The sequence below is a fragment of the Cupriavidus sp. 09_S30 genome (genome assembly GCF_056930435.1).
The window spans coordinates 1,616,116-1,633,189 of sequence record NZ_JBXOWI010000001.1; the positions used below are offsets into that span (position 1 = coordinate 1,616,116).

General features: G+C 57.5%; 18 protein-coding genes and 1 pseudogene. 6 read left to right on the top strand and 13 right to left on the bottom strand.

The window, feature by feature from the left end:
* Positions 1-68: 68 nt before the first annotated feature.
* From AC1Z3O_RS07805 to AC1Z3O_RS07820, 4 genes are all read left to right on the top strand, one after another.
* Positions 69-572, top strand: a complete 504-nt coding sequence (locus AC1Z3O_RS07805) for a helix-turn-helix domain-containing protein (RefSeq protein ID WP_483514926.1) — start codon at positions 69-71, stop codon at positions 570-572.
* Positions 573-750: 178 nt separating this feature from the next.
* Positions 751-945 (top strand): hypothetical protein, encoded by a 195-nt coding sequence (locus AC1Z3O_RS07810; RefSeq protein WP_483514927.1) that lies wholly within the window; start codon positions 751-753, stop codon positions 943-945.
* A gap of 657 nt (positions 946-1,602) precedes the next feature.
* The gene (locus tag AC1Z3O_RS07815; protein WP_483514929.1) at positions 1,603-1,845 is read left to right on the top strand and encodes a BrnT family toxin; all 243 of its coding nucleotides are present in this window, start codon (positions 1,603-1,605) and stop codon (positions 1,843-1,845) included.
* Positions 1,846-1,848: 3 nt separating this feature from the next.
* Positions 1,849-2,196, top strand: coding sequence for a BrnA antitoxin family protein (locus tag AC1Z3O_RS07820; protein ID WP_483514931.1), 348 nt, complete (start codon positions 1,849-1,851; stop codon positions 2,194-2,196).
* 330 nt (positions 2,197-2,526) lie between these two features.
* On the opposite strand, the gene AC1Z3O_RS07825 is transcribed toward AC1Z3O_RS07820, so the two are convergent.
* From AC1Z3O_RS07825 to AC1Z3O_RS07845, 5 genes are all read right to left on the bottom strand, one after another.
* Positions 2,527-3,972 carry an IS1182 family transposase gene (locus AC1Z3O_RS07825; RefSeq protein WP_483514932.1) on the bottom strand — a complete coding sequence of 482 codons (1,446 nt, stop codon included), beginning with the start codon at positions 3,970-3,972 and terminating at the stop codon, positions 2,527-2,529.
* Positions 3,973-4,465: 493 nt separating this feature from the next.
* A complete protein-coding gene (locus AC1Z3O_RS07830) occupies positions 4,466-4,783 on the bottom strand; it encodes a hypothetical protein (RefSeq protein ID WP_483514934.1) in 318 nt (105 codons plus the stop codon).
* A 754-nt stretch (positions 4,784-5,537) separates the two neighbouring features.
* Positions 5,538-5,669 carry a hypothetical protein gene (locus AC1Z3O_RS07835; protein ID WP_483514935.1) on the bottom strand — a complete coding sequence of 44 codons (132 nt, stop codon included), beginning with the start codon at positions 5,667-5,669 and terminating at the stop codon, positions 5,538-5,540.
* A 55-nt stretch (positions 5,670-5,724) separates the two neighbouring features.
* Positions 5,725-5,994, bottom strand: a complete 270-nt coding sequence (locus AC1Z3O_RS07840) for a hypothetical protein (RefSeq protein WP_483514936.1) — start codon at positions 5,992-5,994, stop codon at positions 5,725-5,727.
* Positions 5,995-6,402: 408 nt separating this feature from the next.
* On the bottom strand, positions 6,403-6,936 hold the full coding sequence (locus AC1Z3O_RS07845) for a P-loop NTPase family protein (RefSeq protein WP_483514938.1): 534 nt from the start codon (positions 6,934-6,936) through the stop codon (positions 6,403-6,405).
* A 252-nt stretch (positions 6,937-7,188) separates the two neighbouring features.
* On the opposite strand from AC1Z3O_RS07845, the gene AC1Z3O_RS07850 reads away from it, so the two are divergent.
* Both AC1Z3O_RS07850 and AC1Z3O_RS07855 read left to right on the top strand, forming a co-directional pair.
* Positions 7,189-8,403 carry a YbfB/YjiJ family MFS transporter gene (locus tag AC1Z3O_RS07850; RefSeq protein ID WP_483514940.1) on the top strand — a complete coding sequence of 405 codons (1,215 nt, stop codon included), beginning with the start codon at positions 7,189-7,191 and terminating at the stop codon, positions 8,401-8,403.
* Between the two features lie 88 nt (positions 8,404-8,491).
* Positions 8,492-8,834 (top strand): annotated as a pseudogene (locus AC1Z3O_RS07855) (BrnA antitoxin family protein).
* A 581-nt stretch (positions 8,835-9,415) separates the two neighbouring features.
* Here AC1Z3O_RS07855 and AC1Z3O_RS07860 read toward each other — a convergent pair.
* The 8 genes from AC1Z3O_RS07860 to AC1Z3O_RS07895 form a co-directional block, all read right to left on the bottom strand.
* Positions 9,416-10,315, bottom strand: coding sequence for a hypothetical protein (locus tag AC1Z3O_RS07860; RefSeq protein ID WP_483514942.1), 900 nt, complete (start codon positions 10,313-10,315; stop codon positions 9,416-9,418).
* Between the two features lie 297 nt (positions 10,316-10,612).
* Positions 10,613-10,891 (bottom strand): hypothetical protein, encoded by a 279-nt coding sequence (locus AC1Z3O_RS07865; RefSeq protein WP_483514943.1) that lies wholly within the window; start codon positions 10,889-10,891, stop codon positions 10,613-10,615.
* A 201-nt stretch (positions 10,892-11,092) separates the two neighbouring features.
* Positions 11,093-12,040 (bottom strand): DUF3732 domain-containing protein, encoded by a 948-nt coding sequence (locus AC1Z3O_RS07870; RefSeq protein ID WP_483514944.1) that lies wholly within the window; start codon positions 12,038-12,040, stop codon positions 11,093-11,095.
* Entirely contained in the window at positions 12,003-13,094 is a 1,092-nt protein-coding gene (locus AC1Z3O_RS07875; RefSeq protein WP_483514945.1) for a hypothetical protein, read from the bottom strand. Before AC1Z3O_RS07875 ends, AC1Z3O_RS07870 begins: the two co-directional genes overlap by 38 nt.
* 1 nt (position 13,095) lies before the next feature.
* Positions 13,096-13,584, bottom strand: coding sequence for a three component ABC system middle component (locus AC1Z3O_RS07880; RefSeq protein ID WP_483514947.1), 489 nt, complete (start codon positions 13,582-13,584; stop codon positions 13,096-13,098).
* Positions 13,584-14,927 carry an ABC-three component system protein gene (locus AC1Z3O_RS07885; RefSeq protein ID WP_483514949.1) on the bottom strand — a complete coding sequence of 448 codons (1,344 nt, stop codon included), beginning with the start codon at positions 14,925-14,927 and terminating at the stop codon, positions 13,584-13,586. Before AC1Z3O_RS07885 ends, AC1Z3O_RS07880 begins: the two co-directional genes overlap by 1 nt.
* A gap of 809 nt (positions 14,928-15,736) precedes the next feature.
* Entirely contained in the window at positions 15,737-15,913 is a 177-nt protein-coding gene (locus tag AC1Z3O_RS07890; RefSeq protein WP_483514951.1) for a hypothetical protein, read from the bottom strand.
* A 415-nt stretch (positions 15,914-16,328) separates the two neighbouring features.
* On the bottom strand, positions 16,329-17,042 hold the full coding sequence (locus AC1Z3O_RS07895; RefSeq protein ID WP_483514952.1) for a hypothetical protein: 714 nt from the start codon (positions 17,040-17,042) through the stop codon (positions 16,329-16,331).
* Positions 17,043-17,074: the final 32 nt, after the last annotated feature.

Below are 17,074 nucleotides of genomic sequence, written 5' to 3' on the forward strand. Positions count from 1 at the left end.
TCGGATGTTCAAGTCAGCATGAATTTGTCCATTTTTGTCGTCTATACTTGACAAAAATGGGGGGCAAGATGAACGCAGCAACGCTCGGCGGCGTCATCCAGCGCAAGCGGGGTGATTTGGGGCTCACGCAACAGCAATTGGCGCTGATGGCCAATGTGTCGCGGCAGTCTCTAAACGGCATCGAGCATGGCCACGTCAACGCCACGCTCGATACCTTGGAGCGACTCCTGGACGTGCTTGGTCTCTCCCTGGAGATCGGTGACCCCGAAGCGGATCGGAAAGCCGAAGGTCGGCCGATACGTGCCCTGTGGATGGCTGCTAAAGGGGCCAGCGTCAGCTATGTGGGTGAATTGAAACCTGAAACGTTGGAACAGGCGCTGGTCTCGGGCGAGGCCCCGGCGGAATTCCGCCCCCATCTGGCCCAGGTCCTCGATGAGGCGCCGCTCCAGCTGGTAACCAAGGTCGTGGCCGAAGTGGCCGCCAGGCAGAACCGCAAGCCGTCTGAGATCTGGCGGAACCTGCGTAAGCTCGCGCAAACGCTGATGGCAACGCGGGGAGGGTTGTGGGCATGAAGGTGGAACTGAGGGGCGACATCTGGGAGACGAGCGTCCGCTCCACAGTCGGCATGAGACAGTGCTTTCGCTAAGGACGCGCTGCGAAATCGGCTGATCGACGCCGTGCTGGAAGTGCTTGATCGGCGTTGGCCCCGAATCCCGGCAAGCTCCTCATCTCGTGCTACGATCCGCGCCAATGAAAAAGCCCATCTACTACACCTGCCAGAACCAATCCTGTGGAACCCGCTGGGAGTCCACCGAAGTGGTTGTCGTCAACGAGGGCCAAGGCCCACTGTTCCGCTGCCCGATCTGCGGCGCGCGCAATGCGCTGGCCGCGCGCGAAGAGGACGGCGTGACCGTCTATCGTCAACGTCGGACGAAAGAATCCTGACGCAACTCCTGAACCTTGGCCTGAGCCTGCCGCCGGGCGCATAGGTTGAAGGGGGACCGACTGTTGTCGTAGGGTAAGCGCCCGGTCAACACGTCCTTGATGGCTGCAGCCGAATCCCGGCAGATGTGGGAAGGCGTTTTGGAGTCGAATTCACTGGGGCACTACAACAAGGGGCAGATCGTGCGGCACGGCTTGGAGCGGGGGTCACCGCATGAAACGGCATCAGGGTGTGGCATCCACGCCCGCTGCGCCGTCGGCGCTCTCGGGGGAGATCCGGGCGCCAGCATATATCGGCTAGCGCGGGGCGGCCGTTTCGTGGCGTTGCTGCATAGACCGACGGGGGCGAGGCAACGTCTCAAGCCTGATAAGGCACGTCCGTACTTCTTCCCATAAAATTCCGCAATCCCTTGTCCAGCAAGGCTATGTGGGAAATTTCATCTTCTTCCGGTACCCCGCAAAAGCGCGCTTTCTGGCACATATAATCGGCCGGCTCTCCCCGAGACTTCCCCCGCGGAATCCCCGCGGCCGACCATGGCATCCATCCAGAAAGTGGCGCCGACGCCGGCGAGTAGGGCGCCGTGCGAGATCTGCATCTGCTATATTTTGTGTAGGCAAAAAATGCTTGCGCTTGGCATTTAATGCCCATGCAATAATTGCATGGAAATCGAGTTCGACCCCGCCAAAGACGAGATCAACCAAGCCAAGCACGGCATGTCGTTGACGGCGGCCGAATCGTTCGAGATGGACACGGCCACAATCGTGGAGGATGACCGCTTCCCCTACGGCGAAGCGCGCTCAATCGCCACCGGCCTGATTGGCGAACGTGTCCATGTGCTGGTGTTCACAGCGAAGCGATGCGCGTCATCAGCCTGCGCAAGGCTAACCGCCGCGAGGTGCTGAAATATGTCGACGAAGCGTAAGATCCACATTCCCAACGACGACGAAGACCGGGCCCTGACCCGGGCCGCGGAGGCGGACCCTGACAATCCGCCGCTCACGGACGAGCAGTTCGCGCGGATGCGCCCGGCGCGCGACGCGCTGCCCGAGCTGGTCGGCGAGAAGGCGGCCAAGGCGTTGCTCAAGCCGCGCGGACGGCCCGCACTGCCGGCGGACCAGCGCAAGGTGACGCTCAACATGCGGGCCGACCGCGACGTGGTGGAAGCCTTCAGGGCGACCGGTGACGGCTGGCAGACGCGTATCAATGACGCGCTGCGCGCCTACGCGAAGTCTCACCGTATGCTGCCGAGGTGACCGGCTGACCTAGCCACTAGCGTGCAGCAGGACGAGCCCGGCGGCCGGCATGCCAACGTGGACGCGGAACTCTACAGAGATGGGCCGGGGGGCTAGCAGAAGAAGGCTGCACAGCGGGTACTGAGTCTGTTTGGGAAGAAGGGCCGCTCACGGCCGAGGCCGTGTGGAAACGCTCAGTGGGCCGCCGTGCGCGCGTCCATATATGTAGGTCGCGCTGGGCTTTCCACTTCTTCGGTCAATTCAGTGCCGATGCGACACCGAATGGCGGCAATGCCTTCCTAATTGGCTTTGAGGCACCCCACGCGAGCGTTAAAACATCGCCAAAAAGGCTTACGCCCCCGCTAGCTTCACCACCTTCATCATTCTGGCGATCCCGAGCACCCTAATTACCCGCTTGAGATTGTATGCAAGCACGTGCAGGCTCATTTCAGTGCTCACATGCTCTAGCTTCTTCGTCAGGAAGTGCGTCGAGCCCATCCAGTGTTTAAGCGTGCCAAACACGTGCTCAATGGTGCGTCTTCGCAGTGTCATGGCATCGGGCCTGCGGTCGAGCCGCTGCTGCATCCGCTCAAGCACCACCTCATGCTCCCATCGGCGAATGCGCCGGTAGTCCGTGATCGTGCATTGATCGCGCATTGGGCACCTGGGGCAGGCGCTGCTCCAGTACACATGCAGCTTTAGGTTGTGCTCGACCGTGGTGAACCTATGGATCGCTCTCTCGCCTGCCGGGCATTGGTATTCGTCATCCCTTGCCACGTAGATAAAGTCTGCTTTGCTAAACCGTCCGTCAGCCTTCGCGTTCGACGTCATCGGCTTCGGCACGAAGGGCGTGACGCCGGCGTCTTCACATGCTTTGATCTCCGGTCCATTGAAGTACCCACGATCAGCAAAGGCCTGCAGTCTCTTCCGGCCCATCGCTTCACGCGCAGCGTTGGCTATCTTGCTTAGTTGCGCACGGTCGCTGCCGATGTTTGTGACCTCATGCTCCACAATCAGGTGGTGCTTGGCATCAACGGCCGCCTGAACGTTGTACCCTACAACCCCCGTTCCCTTGGCTTGTGAGATCATCGAGCGCGCGTCAGGATCCGTGAGTGATAGCTGCTCATCGGGCTCACTCTTCAACTCTTCCTTGATGCGATCCAACTCCCGCATCTGCTGGCGCAGTTTCTTGATCTTTTCCTGCAGCCTCGTCGTCTTTGCTTCGACTTCAGCCGGCTGGGTTCGGTCGGCGGTCTCCAGGGCGTCGAGATAGCGCTGGATGCTCTGCTCAATTTGCTGCTGGCGCTTGTCGATCTTGCCCGACGTGAAATTGCGGTCCCGACTGTTGACTGCTTTGAACTTGCTGCTATCGATCGCCACGGTTGCCTGAGAGAACAGCTTCAAGTCCCGGCACAGTGCGACGAAGCGCCGGCAAACGTTCCGAATCCCCACGCCGTTGTCGTGACGGAAGTCCGCAATGGTTTTGAAATCCGGTGCAAGCCGTCCGGTCAACCACATCAATTCGACGTTGCGCTGAGTCTCGCGCTCCAGGCGGCGGCTCGACTGGATGCGATTGAGGTAGCCATAGATATAAATCTTCAGCAAGACCGACGGGTGATACGCCGGTCGACCGGTGGCCGCAGGAGCGGCGCCTTTAAAGCCAAGCCTATGCAGATCAAGCTCATCAACAAAGGCATCGATGACGCGAACAGGATTGTCTTCACCGATATAGTCATCAAGACACTCTGGTAGCAGAGTTACCTGCTGTCGATCTTCGCCTTCGATGAATCGCTTCATGGGCCGTCCCGCGCTGACAAGTTGCTTCAGTCTAGGCGATGCACTAGTGTTTTCACACAACCTCGGCCAGGAACGGTCGGTCGACGTGATAGATGAGCGCAGTGGTCACCTGCATTGCCGCGCTTCGTTAGAGCACGGAATTCCCTTTCATGTATTAAAAGTTTGCCACCAAGGGTCCAGGCTGGCGCCTGCTACTTTGATTTTCAGATATGGCCTTTGGAGAGGTCCCCAGGTGAGGATCTCTCCGATGCGAAGGCGAAGGCGAAGGAAGATTATTTAATCTTCACAACGGAGATAATTTCAATTTTGGTAGCGCTGCCGAAGGAGCGCTTGACCTTGTCCGCCGCCTCTGCCTCACTAAAGCACCCGGTTACGTTCTGCGTAGAGCTGCCGGAGTTGTTAATCCGATACTGGACACGATATACGGCGTTGGAGTATGCCATTTCTTAAAATTTCCTAAGCGGTTGATGGGGGCGCCGATTGATTCAATCGATCACTCTAGTACTTCGCGCATTTCTGCCAACTTCGCGGACATCTCTTTATGCTGCTTATAAAGAGCATTCACCAGATCTTGAATCTCTTTGGCATACGCGTCCTTTTCAGATTTCGAATTAGAGGCGGCCAGGCTTTTCAGCCGGTAGGTGATCTTCTTCTTGAGGCCGAGAGAACTGCCGTCCGTTTTCTCGTGGGCGGCGGAATAGATCTCGCTGTACGTGTATTTGGGGAAGTTGTCCCGTCGAATTTCCGAGATTTTCTTTCCCTCCTTTACGAGTTTTGCAATCTGTTTTTTGTCGTCAGCCGACAGTGCCATGGTTTTCTCCTGGATTTACAGCATGCCGCCACCGAGGACATGACCTCGGGAAGGGCTCTTCGAACAGCCGCCACCAGCACTAGCGGTAGCTGAGCAATAGATGCATTTCTTTGGGCCCGCGTCGACCATGTGAGTCTTGTGAGGGCTTTTTGTGCATCCTCCACCTGCGGTGGCAGTGGCGCCGCAATACACGCACTTCCCGGCCACGTAGACGACGTGCGTCTTGGTAGGGCTCTTCGAGCAACCGCCACCTGCGGTAGTGGTCGCTCCGCAGTATTTGCACTTGCCTGACATCTGAAACGCTCCCCTGTGAATGTCCGCGATCCGCATTAGGACACCTTGCCGAACGAGTTGCTGCCTCTACTACAGCGCCATTGGCTGGCAAATGCTTCGGCACCGCTACAAGCACTTACGGCATTGGTCTTGATTTGCTGTAGTCGGGTATCGAGAATGACCGTACCACGGAGAATAACATCGAATTGTGATGCTATCGTCTCCCGCGCCCACGCCGAGCTCAATTGTCGTTCCGCCCGCCATTCTGAAATGTCGGCACGGGCGTGCTTTTTGAGATGGGTGATTCTCTTGATGGGGTGCCGTAGGGCGGTGGCGTGGGCCTGTCCCGGCAGAGGCCAGCGCAGGGTGGGGGGGGTGAATCGGCCGGCATGGCGACCAAGTCCGCTTGGGGGCTCATTGCGACCGTCGCGCAACCGCCGGCGGCCAGACCGCTGCCGGACCCAAAGCGATGGTAGGCTCGTCAGTCGCCTTTCCACTCGCTCGTTTTGCGCAGCAGTTGTCTCAGCTGAACGCGTTGCGAATCCAACAAGCTCACGAGCCAGGATTCATTCTCTTTCTCGCCCTCTTCGAGCGCTCGGTCCAACTGCTGCATCAACGCAGGATCCTTCCAATGAAGCATACCGAAGGCGTAATGCTGCGCAAGCGAATCACAGCGTAGCCGTACAAGGCTCGCTCGCATTGCTTCCTGCCGCAACGGGGATGTCGCTTCGAAGTAGGTCCAGACGCCGGATCGAGACCGCTTGCGCAAACCATGCCAAGGCTTCAATGAATACGAATAGCTGTATCGGCAATCCACGTCCCGCCTCTTCGGGCTCGGGCGAAACCGCTTCCACATAGGTGCTCAGCATCGCCATAGCGTCATAGCTTCGACTATCAACCAGTTGGTCTATATACGCCTCGCTGTAGATGGCATTCATCGGCTCAATCAGAGTGTGGAACTGGGGGGATTATCGCAGCACGGACGCCTAGCGTAGCACTCGCGCTGCAGACGCTGAACAGTTGCTCCTTGTCGGGAGCGGGCCTCTGTGCCAGGCGGACTCCATGACTGCGTATGGGCCAAAGCGAACCTCGACAAGCGCGGCGCTGCGGATTCTTCGAACTCGGCGCTCTTGATCTCCAAGAGCATCGCGGCTCCGTGACTGTGCCGCCAACTCACTCGACGCCAGCACCACAAGCAACAGACCGGTGACCGGTGTGAGCACGCGGCTCAAGATCTCGGCGCTCAGGTCACAGAAGGCGCCCCACTCGGCGTGATTGCGAGCCGAGAAGGGATGCGAAGCGGGATCGGGTGGAAGGTGAGCAGTGGCTGCCTTCAGGATCGTACGTCAGCCCTTGGTGCCGGCATGCCGCTCGATGAACGCATTGGTGTGCCGTGGCTTGGTGATCTCGGTCCACTGGAGATGGGCGTACTTGGGATCATCGCGCAGGCTGGCGAACTTGAGGCGATTCTTGGCGAACGTCGTGTAGGACCACAGCAGAATCGAATCCCTGGAGCAAAATGCCATCCGCAGGGATTCGCGATTGCCATGAGAGAGTTCTGTCCGCATGACGCCGCGGCTGACCGTGCGCCAGAGCACGCGCGAGAACACCGTCCACCGGCCGAAGTTCAGCCAGACAATATGCGTTGCTCTAGACCACAGCACGTCCCGCACGGCGCTGTAGTTCCCGTCGGCCACCCAGCGGTCTCCCGCCGTGGCGGCAAGCACGGCCTTCTCGAAGTCTTCAGGCGGGACGGCCGCCCAGTTGGGGCCCCAATAGAACTGATCGAGTTCGATATACGGGCAGCCTGCAGATGCCGCCAGGGCGCTGGCGAAGCTGGATTTTCCTGATCCGCTGGTTCCGATGACGACGAAGCGCATGTGTTTTGCTGCGGTCAGAGGTTGGCAGCGCGTATTGTATGGCGCCTTGTGCTTCGCGTCGGCACCCGAAGCCGGCTGGCAAGCCAGTTGCATCTCAGTTACTAAAAAAGAAGAAAGAGCCGCATCTCAAGGCGAGAGGGCCTTGGCGATAATGTCCGACTAGGTTTCCTGGAAGTCGAGCCGCCTTAAAGAGTTGGGCGGAAAGCCTCATGGTTGTGCAGCAGGCAGTCATCAAGTACTGGAGCGCAGACGATGGAAATGGACGTCCTGGAGAGCGCCAGCGAGCGCAAGAGCGACACTTCGCGGGAAGTGCTGATTGCCCTCGGCCTTTCGACCGGGGCCGCTGTCGCCTTGGGCTTGTCCCGGTTTGCCTATGGATTGCTCCTGCCACCCATGCGCGCGGATTTGGGATGGAGCTATGTCGAAGCTGGTGCCCTGAACACCGCCAATGGCGCTGGCTATATCGCGGGCGCCTTGCTTGCGGCATGGGCCGCCAGGCAATGGCGCGCAGCACGGAGTTTCATCATCGCTTTCGCAGTGAGCGTGCTCGTACTCTTGCTTACGGCGACCACCGACCGCTTTTATCTGCTGATCGCCTTGCGTACCGTCGGCGGCGTATCGACAGCCATCACGTTCATCCTAGGCGCAGGCCTGACCTCTGCAATCTGCCCAGGCGCCACACCCAAGCGGCGCGGAGCGCTGGTCGGGATCTACGTTGCCGGCGTCAGTCTGGGCGTGTTGGTCGCAGGCGCTGCAATCCCCCTCTTGCTGGACGGAAACGTGCAGCATTGGCCAAAAGGCTGGATAGCCCTTGGCATCCTCGGCGCGGCAGGTCTGCCGGCTGCTTCGTGGGCGGCTCGCAATGTACCGGAACCTAGCGGCGCCAACTCGGCGACGCTGGATATGCGGGAACTCCGCCAATTGGCGCCGACCTTGCTGGGCTACGGCATCTTCGGGGCGGGCTACGTGGGGTACATGACCTTCATCATGGCGCTGCTTCAGAACCAGGGCGGAAGCAGCGAACAAATGATGTGGTTCTGGTTTGTCCTGGGGCTTGTGTCCACGGTGTCCAATCTGCTGTGGGGGAGAGCTCTCGGCGCATTCAGCGATGGCCGCGGCCCCGCCCTTGTGTTCGCGACGTCGATGATAGGCACGCTTCCGGTACTTCTCTATCCCGGCCCCGTATCCACGTTTCCGTCGGCGATCGTATTCGGCGGTAGTTTCATGGCCGGCCCGACCGCAATTACCATCGTGGCGCAGCGGCAGCTGAATCCGTCGTCATGGACGGCGGCCATTTCGCTCCTGACCGTGGGCTTTGCTTTCGGCCAGACAGTTGGACCGATCCTGGCAGGCGCCATTTCCGATGCGACAGGAAGTATCGCAGCCGGTTTCTGGGTATCGCCGGTTCTTCTGGGAGTCGCTGCCTGCGTCAATCTGCTTCAGCGGGCGCCAGCAAATGTCGGCTAGGGCGTGGCGGCGGTTCCGTGGCGTTGTTGCTGCGTAGGCCGCGGCCGACATTGCCCGAGCAAGGCTAACCGCCGCGAGGTGCTGAAATATGTCGGCGACGCGTAAGATCCTCATTCCCGACGACGAAGACCGGGCTCTAACCCGAGCCGCGGAGGCGGACCCTGACAATCCGCCGCTCACGGACGCTCAGCTCGCGCGGATGCGCCCGGCGCGCGAGGCGCTGCCTGAACAGGTCGGCAAGAAGGCGCCAAGGCGTTGTTCAAGCCGCGCGGCCGGCCCGCACTGCCGGCGGACCAGCGCAAGGTGACGCTCAACATGCGGGCCGACCGCGACGTGGTGGAAGCCTTCAAGGCGACCGGCGACGGCTGGCAGACGCGCATCAATGACGCGCTGCGCGCCTACGCGAGTCTCACTACATGCTGCCGAGGTGACCGGCTGAACTGGCCAGTAGCAGGTAGTAGGGCGAGCCCGGCGGCCGGCATGCCGAAGTGGACGAGGAACTCTTCAGACTTGGGCCGGGGGGGCTACAAGAAGAAAGCTGCACAGCGGTCGCTGAGTCTGTTCAGCGTCAGCTTCTTACCGTGGGCGCCCGATACGCATGGCATGTCATTTGGTAAGTCGTCGATCATAGCTGTCACCTCCTACCAACTGCCACTGACACTCTCGACGCTCTTGCAGGGTCTGCTCACCGCTAAATCACCGCGGATTGCCGCACATCCAGCAACTGCATATGGTTGCAGTCCAAATCCAGCGACCGAGCTCACGCTCATCTCGTGTGCCCTTATAGTACTGACGACGTTTTGCTTGCAACCTGGCAATCTGCGCCGGGCGATATCTCCATCCCTTTTTCATCTCAACACCTTTTTCGTAGGCCGGATGTGCTAAAGCCCGCTCTGGGCGGGCTCTTAGGCAGAGCGCAGACACCCTTCCGGGTGCCGTCTCGCTCAAGGCGGTATCAAATTGCTTACCCAATATAACGGAACACAAGGTCGCTTACAAAATCACAACTGATTCATGCCTTCATGACCGGATGGGCATACAACTTATCGAAGAATCCGTCGAGTGTCTTGCCATCTGCCATACCGTAGAAATATGAACTCAGACGATGTCCAGCGATAGCTTGCGTCGAATTCAGTTCCAATTTCGGGTCGGCTGCTCGCTTCGTTCGCAGGTGATGATGAAGACTGTTTACCAGTACATCGGCAGCCAGCGTAAGGCCGGAATCTTCGCAGGAAATGCGATAGGTGATTCCAGAAAAGTCACCCATTGCCTCCTCAGCCCCAGCGATTGACATCAGCCCCTTGAAACTTACAACTTTTTCTGCCTCCGTGTCGTAGCCACGTGACTCCAGGGCTTTAGGCTTTCCAGCATCCAAGAACTCGTCGGCGCCCGCCGAGAACTCCTTCAGTATTCCATCGTCTGTCGAGTCGGTAATGATGGTCATCGAAGTCCTACGACCAAAATAATCCACACAATACGCAGCAGACTTACCGAAAACGCCTTGGAACAGCGCTGACTGCAGCCGCTGTCGGTCCTGCCGGTAGGGGATCCTAATGCTCGAATCCCGTTCACTGTGAGCCTTTTTCGTCTGCGCATTTACCTCATCAAAGTAGTTCTTGAAGCCTTCGACGTAGATTGCTTCGTAGATGAGGCCCATCTCCCTATCATCAAAATACAAAAATATTTCGTTGCGCAATTCCTGCTGTCGATCATGCGGAAGGTCTGTGATATGAATCTTCCCTTCCACTCCGTACTTGCTGCGAATGGCGTCGAAGTCGATTCGAACCCTCTCCAGATGACGGGATCGGACAAAGTAGCCTCCCATAACGCCAAACTCGCCGGCTGACTGCTCTTGGTTGGTGGAGAATCCCTTTGCGCCGGACTCATCCAAAATCAATATGACCTCGCTCATGACTCCAAACTGCTCAGTTGTTTGGAGCAATACTACCCGATCATCAGACGTTGAGTTGCGGCGGCTGCAGTGACATTGCGCGATGGGTCTGGCCGACGCTCGCCAGCTTCGCGTGTGTCTGCGATCGACTTCAACAATCGACCGAACTCACGTTTGGCATGTGCAACTGCTCGTCGACTATATCGTGGAGCAAGTCGTGCTCGCCCGGCTCTCGGCCTTTGAATACTTCGATCTCCGGGCGGGCCAGTGGAAGCCGTCCAAGTAGGGGCTACGGCCCCTGGAACGAACAGCACTGGCTCACGCGAGCGGAAGATCAATCTGAAGAATGTTGATGGCTGCTTCGGTAGCCAGAAGCGGTCGCTTGCGATACCTGATGACATGCCTCGGGAGCGGGCGTCTGCACCAGGCGGACTCGGTGACTGCGGTATGGGCCAAAGAGAACCCAGACAAGCGCGACGCTGCGGTTTCTTCGAACTTGGCGCTCTTGATCTCCAATAGCATCGCGGCCCCGTGACTGTGCGCCAACTCACTCAACACCAGCACCAAAAGCGCCAGCCCAGCGGCCAGCGTGAGCACCGGCTCTGGATTCTCGCGTTCAGATTCCCGTAAGTGCCTGACTCCGCGCAGTCGCGGGCCAGGAAGAGCAGGGCATAGCGCTGCGCCGACTTCTCGGCGGCCAGGGTAAGCGGCGTTTCACAGCCCGAAGGCGATCTGATATGGGCCAAGATGGATGGGCATCTAGCGCCGACACAGCGTGTAATGACGTGCTATCGCCCATCACCGGCCGAACCACTCGCGCGGAATGAGCCCGTCTCCTTCGTTCTTCCACGCGGCAACCTGATTCATGTAGTCCACGCTGCCCCAAATCGACTTGTCGGCATGCTCAACGACGATAATTTGATACTTGAACTCCGCGCGTTCGATTCCACGTGCCAAGGCTCGAAAGATACGGCGCGTGTCCTCGATGTCGGCGTCTCTGGAGCCACGCAAACTCTTGGCCTGTTCGTCATGCTCGTCGAGGAGATTGTCGCCCGAGTCCGCGCTAGGGAAAAATACTTGGCTTGGCTGGTCAATCGCGAGGAAACTGAAAACAGGGCCATCTATACGCTCCGGCTTTACGAAGAATTCGTGCAATGACAGGAATGTTGATACGTGATACGCCATCCAATTGGCACCGCTGCCGATTTCCCACAGAAAGTCCTTATGCGCTCCGGCACCACTCGAAAAGCTCAAAGTCAACTCTTGCTGGTCCAATTCGACGGTTGCTCTCGACCGGAGGCCAAACCACTTTGCATATCCTCTGATGTACTCATCGAGCTTTTTGGCGACCGCCCTCTCTCGTTCCTCGCGACCGCACGTCAGGAAATATTTCTCGAGTTTTGCAAGTGCCCCCTCCGTCTCACGAATACGGTCGCCCAAGTCTCCCTCGCCTTCCAATGTCGCCAGGGCCATGAGAAGAGCCTGCAATCTTCCGAGAAGCACATACGCTCGCCCCAAGGATTCCATTGGCAGCGCCTCCTTGGACTCAAGACTCAGTCGGTACATCCGCGCCGCATGCAGCTTGTTTTGGGCTTCCGAAAGATCCTTCTCGAGTGCGGCCAGTTGCCTGTCGACAATCGGGCCTGCGAGAAGCGCATCCGATAGGCGAGTCACGTTGCCAAGCTTTTCCTCAAGACCATTTAATACATCATGGTTGTGATTGCTTGTTGAGACCGCAGACCACACATGTCTCATCTCGAACCAAGCTACGCTGGAGCCAGTCGAGGTTCACTACGCGAGTCCTCTCGCCTTCCACTGCTCCCGACAACTCTTTCGCGCGGTCTGACAGCCCCCGGTAGTCACGCAACTCCTGCACAAGGTCATCGACCTCTCTCTGGATGGCCTCCTCTTGCTCAGTCGCGTCCCTAAAGAGTCTGTTTGAAAACCCGTATTGCGGGGCTCGAAGGCGCTGCGCGAGGCGCCCTTCGATGTACGCGTTGTTCAACGCTTTCAGAGACAGAACGCAAGCTTCAAGGGACGTGCCATCATGCTCGTCGGCCAATCCCAATTCGACCGACTCGTTCCATAGTGTCCTGACCTCTGCTTGCCATGACGCGAACGCAGTCTCACGGGTTCGCCGTACTTTATGCAGCGAATCGAGAGCCTTCAGAAGACGCGTGCGCTCGCGAGAATTCTTCAGATATTCCGCATCGACAATACCGAGTGCGTACGGTAAGACGCGCTTTAGCTTGTCCTTATGTTCGTATGTGTCGGCCTTGTAGAACAGGACGTTCGGATTGGCGACGATATGCTGTGGAAGGAAGTTGAATGCAGCCAAGTCGCGATAGGATGGTCGATTCTCTGAATTTTCAGCGTCCTCATCGTCGACCAATGACATGTTGGTGACGCGTGCAATCCTGTTGAATGCGTCCTTATACTGGGTGCGTGTGTGCGTCGCTTCGACGCGGGTTGGTATGGGTGCGTCTCGTCCGTCCAATGTCAAAAAGAAGAACTCACCGCTCCCAAAACTACTTGATGGTGTACGACGCCCGATCAGAACCCATGTGCCACGGATTCGCACCTTGAGACCAAACCAATCAGTCTTCTGGCGGATTTCGCCGACGGGAATCGTGCATCGCTTGGCACCCAGACAATAGTCAATGATGGCAATAATGGACGACTTCCCCGTGCGACTTCGCCCGTGGATGACGTTGACCTTATCTTCCGCGAACTTTAGTGATTGAATCTTGAAGCGTTTATTTATAGGCCAGAGAATCAGCTCTGAAATGAAGAATTGCATATCAATGAAGGCCGAGAATTGCGAAGAGTTCTGCCGTGGTGACGTCTTTGAACCAGTTGGCTAGGCGTAGAACGGTTCCAGACATATCGCTATCGATGCTCGTTGGACGACTCCCGGTTGGCCACCTCGGAGGGCCAAATGCGAACTCTCTCTCGCCTCCATCGAAACGTTTGACGAGAAGGCCAGTTGCACACGCAATATTAAGACCTTGCGACGACACAGGCGCATGGGCTGCGACTCTTTCGGCCAAACGCTCCGTGATGCGAGGTTCATCGGCAATGACTGCGTGCATGGGCGTCGAGAAGTTTCGGTTCTCAATGCTACGACGGCTTGGGCCGTGCCAGACGAGTGGCAGGACGAGCAGCAGCTTCTCAAAGGACGGATGGCGAGTGTTCGCAGTGCGGGCCTGATATTCCTTGGTGAAGCTCGCTAGAAGGAAGCATGCCATCGCGCTATTGTGGATGAGTGAGCGGTCGGTGTAGCCTGCCATCAAGGCTTCTCCTCGTCGTCGGCGTCCTTCTCCGTGTCGTATACTGGATGCCAATATACAAAATAGCGGTCGTCTGGCTTATTCGCCATGTGATGGTAGTGCCCGTGCGTGAAGTACGAGTTGCCGGTTTCGTACCGTCCAAGCGCGGCCTTGAAATTCTCGTCCAAAGTCTTCGTGAGCGTTAGCACTCCAATTTTCTCTGGCGAGTTGTCGGCTCGCGTCATCAGTTCCATCTCTGCATTGTCGCGGCAGTCTTGCCATCGCTGGTGAAGCGTATCCTCGCGTGCCTCCCAGTCGACGTGATTAAAACCCTCCTTCTCGAGCCGTACGCGCTCGATATAGAAGGCCCAGTATTTGTCCAGATGTCTGTCGATGATTCTCGCTGGAATATCGAGGCGAGAGAGCTGCTTTAGAAAGAAAAAGTCCCGCCCACCCCGCTCAACAAGATGCTTGAAATCTATGTGTACCATCGGACGGTCGAGATACTTGTTGAGGAAACGACGGCCAAACTCTTTGTGCAAATGGTCTCTAAATGTCTGAGGCGATAGCCAGACACTTTCTCCATCAGACCACGCTTTGCGGCACGTATCGACGGCTATGCCGAGAAGGTATCGGTAGATTTCTTCGCCCTGGTCGACAAGCGCCGAAGGCAACTGGAAAATCTGGATTGTCGCTTCCTGCGGCGGCACACCTGAATCGGTCCCGCCTCGATCCAACAACTCCAGCCCACGTACGAGGTAGCTCAAATCAGCGTCATCGTGTTTGAGGACTGCTTCTGCCTCTGTCTTCGCCGAAGTTCCCTTCTTCGGAGTGGACTTCGCTTTGGTCGCGGACTTTGCCTTCGCTGCGGACTCTTCCTTTGAGGCGTTTTTTCCCTTCGCCGCGATGGCCTCAGCATGAGCGCGTAGCGCAGATACCGCGCCCTCTACTTGCTCATCCGACGTTGCATCGGCAAGCACGCGCGCCAAAGCGTTCGCGGGAACGCTCGCGTTCGTGACCAAACAAAAACGGACTTCAGCATACTTCTCTCGTAGCGCCTTGACATGGCTCAACCAGACGCGAAGCGTGTGCCACAGCTTGTAGCTGCTATCCTGAAAGGGTTGGCCTGTGGATTGGATCGTGTTCGCATCCTGCTCAAGCCGCGCATCCACTGTGCCATCGGCATTCCAAGTCAACTCCGCCACGTCGTCGAGCGTCTCGATGCCGACTTGCGTCCGTTTCGCATGGCCCGAGAACAGCGAATACAGTGCGCGTTCAAATTGGAACGTGAACGCAACGATGGTCGGTGCCGCGTTGGTATTGATTGGCTTATCTACTTCTGGTTTCTGGTCTCGCTCACTCATACGCTTCCCCGATGGGACACCATAGTCTCGCTGAAATTGGCGGGACCGGAAATACTGTATAAATCAACAGCACAACAAGTTGCTGATGCAAGCAGTTATTCGATTATGAGTGCTGGCCTCCAGAAGCCATACGAATTGCATACGACACCCAAGCAGACGCGTCGCACGGTGAGCCCGTTGGTAAGGTGCGTGACCGGATGTCGGAAAAACCCCAAAAGGCGCGAATCGAACTGCCGCCATACAGCGATCGAGCCTCTTTCGGAACGACAAATAGAAGAACGAGCTCAGAGACCACACATGTCAGCAATCAACGCCTACATCGGGGGTAACGCCGCTGTTGTTCGAAGCCGAAGAGGGGCAACGCAAGTCCAGTCTCGCTCGCCGAATTCGGTGGGTGATATCGCTAGCGAGAGGACTCTGTCGCCAATTTATGTCTCTGCGCTGAGTCATGGGCAGCATGGTAGCGGCAGCAGAGGCCGGACGACTCCGTGGCTCCATCAATCTAGAACAGTTCTTTGCGAGCAGAGAGGACATCCAGGTCTTCCGCATGCAGGTCCATGACGGTCCGAATGCCTATCAGCAGCAACAGAAGCAATGCTTCGCGAAGTGTCAGTAAGACGAAGAGTGGCCTCACACTGACCGCCAATTGGGGCAAAAAGACACGTAAGCGCGGGTCACGAAGGGTAGATCCTGGCCGGCAGCTTTCGTAGCTGCGATCAGTTGGGCTGGCTGCGAAGGATGGGTTGGTCGTGGCATTTGTGCACTGAGACCCGCCGAGGCCGGCATCAAGCCGGCCTCGCTTCGAAGGGTTACACAGTGGCCGAGTCGGTTTCGTCCTGCGCCACCAACTCACTCAAAACCAACGTATCATGCGCCAGTCCCGCGGCCAGCGTGAGCACGCGGTTCTGGATCTCCGCGTTCAAGTCGCCGAAGGTACCCGATTCCGCGCAGCCGCGGGCCAGGAAGAGCGGGGCAGAGAGCCACACCGATTTCTCGATGGCGATGTCAGCGGCGTGAGTATGGGCCTCTGGATCTCCGTGCAAGGCGCCTGGGCGCTACGGAGTCGAGTGCGAAGAAGGACCGGACATAGCCACGCGCCGATTCTGCGACGGGAGGTCACTTTGGTGTCGCATTTGACACTCGCTGAGTGTCTCGCACAAAGGATCGGACTGGTACAAATAGCGCCTTCGACCGAAACTGCCACAAAATCCCGCTTCGCTCCAATGGCAACTGCCAAGGTTCACCGATCATCCATACCTTCTCGATGGCCAGTAAGTCCTGCGCCGAAGTCGTCATTCGGATATCGGTATTGGCATGTCCGCTAGCCCTTCCGGATCATCGCTGGCCAATTCTTGCTTGATACAATGTACTCTGAGCGAAGGGTTTAATAGGGCTGCTGTCCTAATGGGTATCGGCAGGCGAGCTTGCGTGCATTTCTCCACGAGGCCAAATCGGCAATTGCACACCGCATCTGAAGTGCAGCTCCGGTGATGAATTTAGATGACGTCGCAGCCGAGTCACAAAGTACTCGTAATTACCCTCGGCCATCCCCGGAGCAAGCGTGCGAACGATGAACTCGCAAAGTTCGGGAGTCATTGAAAGGTCTTTCGCAATAGTCATGCGTATGGCACGCTTTGCTATTTGCTCGGGAAATGGATGATGGATGAGATTGATTCCCAAAACGCGCCGAGATAAATTTTCTTCGTAGTCTTGCGCTGCCGCCAAACTCCGCTCTTGCAGCCGAAAAATAGCTGCATCAAGGGAAAAAAATGTCGTTTTGCAAAGATCTTCGAGCTTGCGCCCTTGGACAATTCCTTCTCTGATTGCCCAAGTGTCAGCGAATGACCATACGTCGAAAAGCATCCCGGCTGCGGAAAAACGAAAGCCACCAAATTTGTTGCGGACGGGATCGAATGGTTTTATAAGCGCGTAGATCTCGTTCGCCGACGACATCGAAACAATATCTATATCCGAACGGAATGAGCGAGCATACCCCAATCCAAAGTCCCTAATCATGCCGCCGAAAATGGCGCTATCGGAGAGTTCGGTTGCAAGAGTTTGCAGGAACCGACGCAGCGGGGCGCGCCTCTCACCTCCATTGGTGAGATATTGCACTAGCCTGCTCCGGGTGTGAGTCACTGTCACGG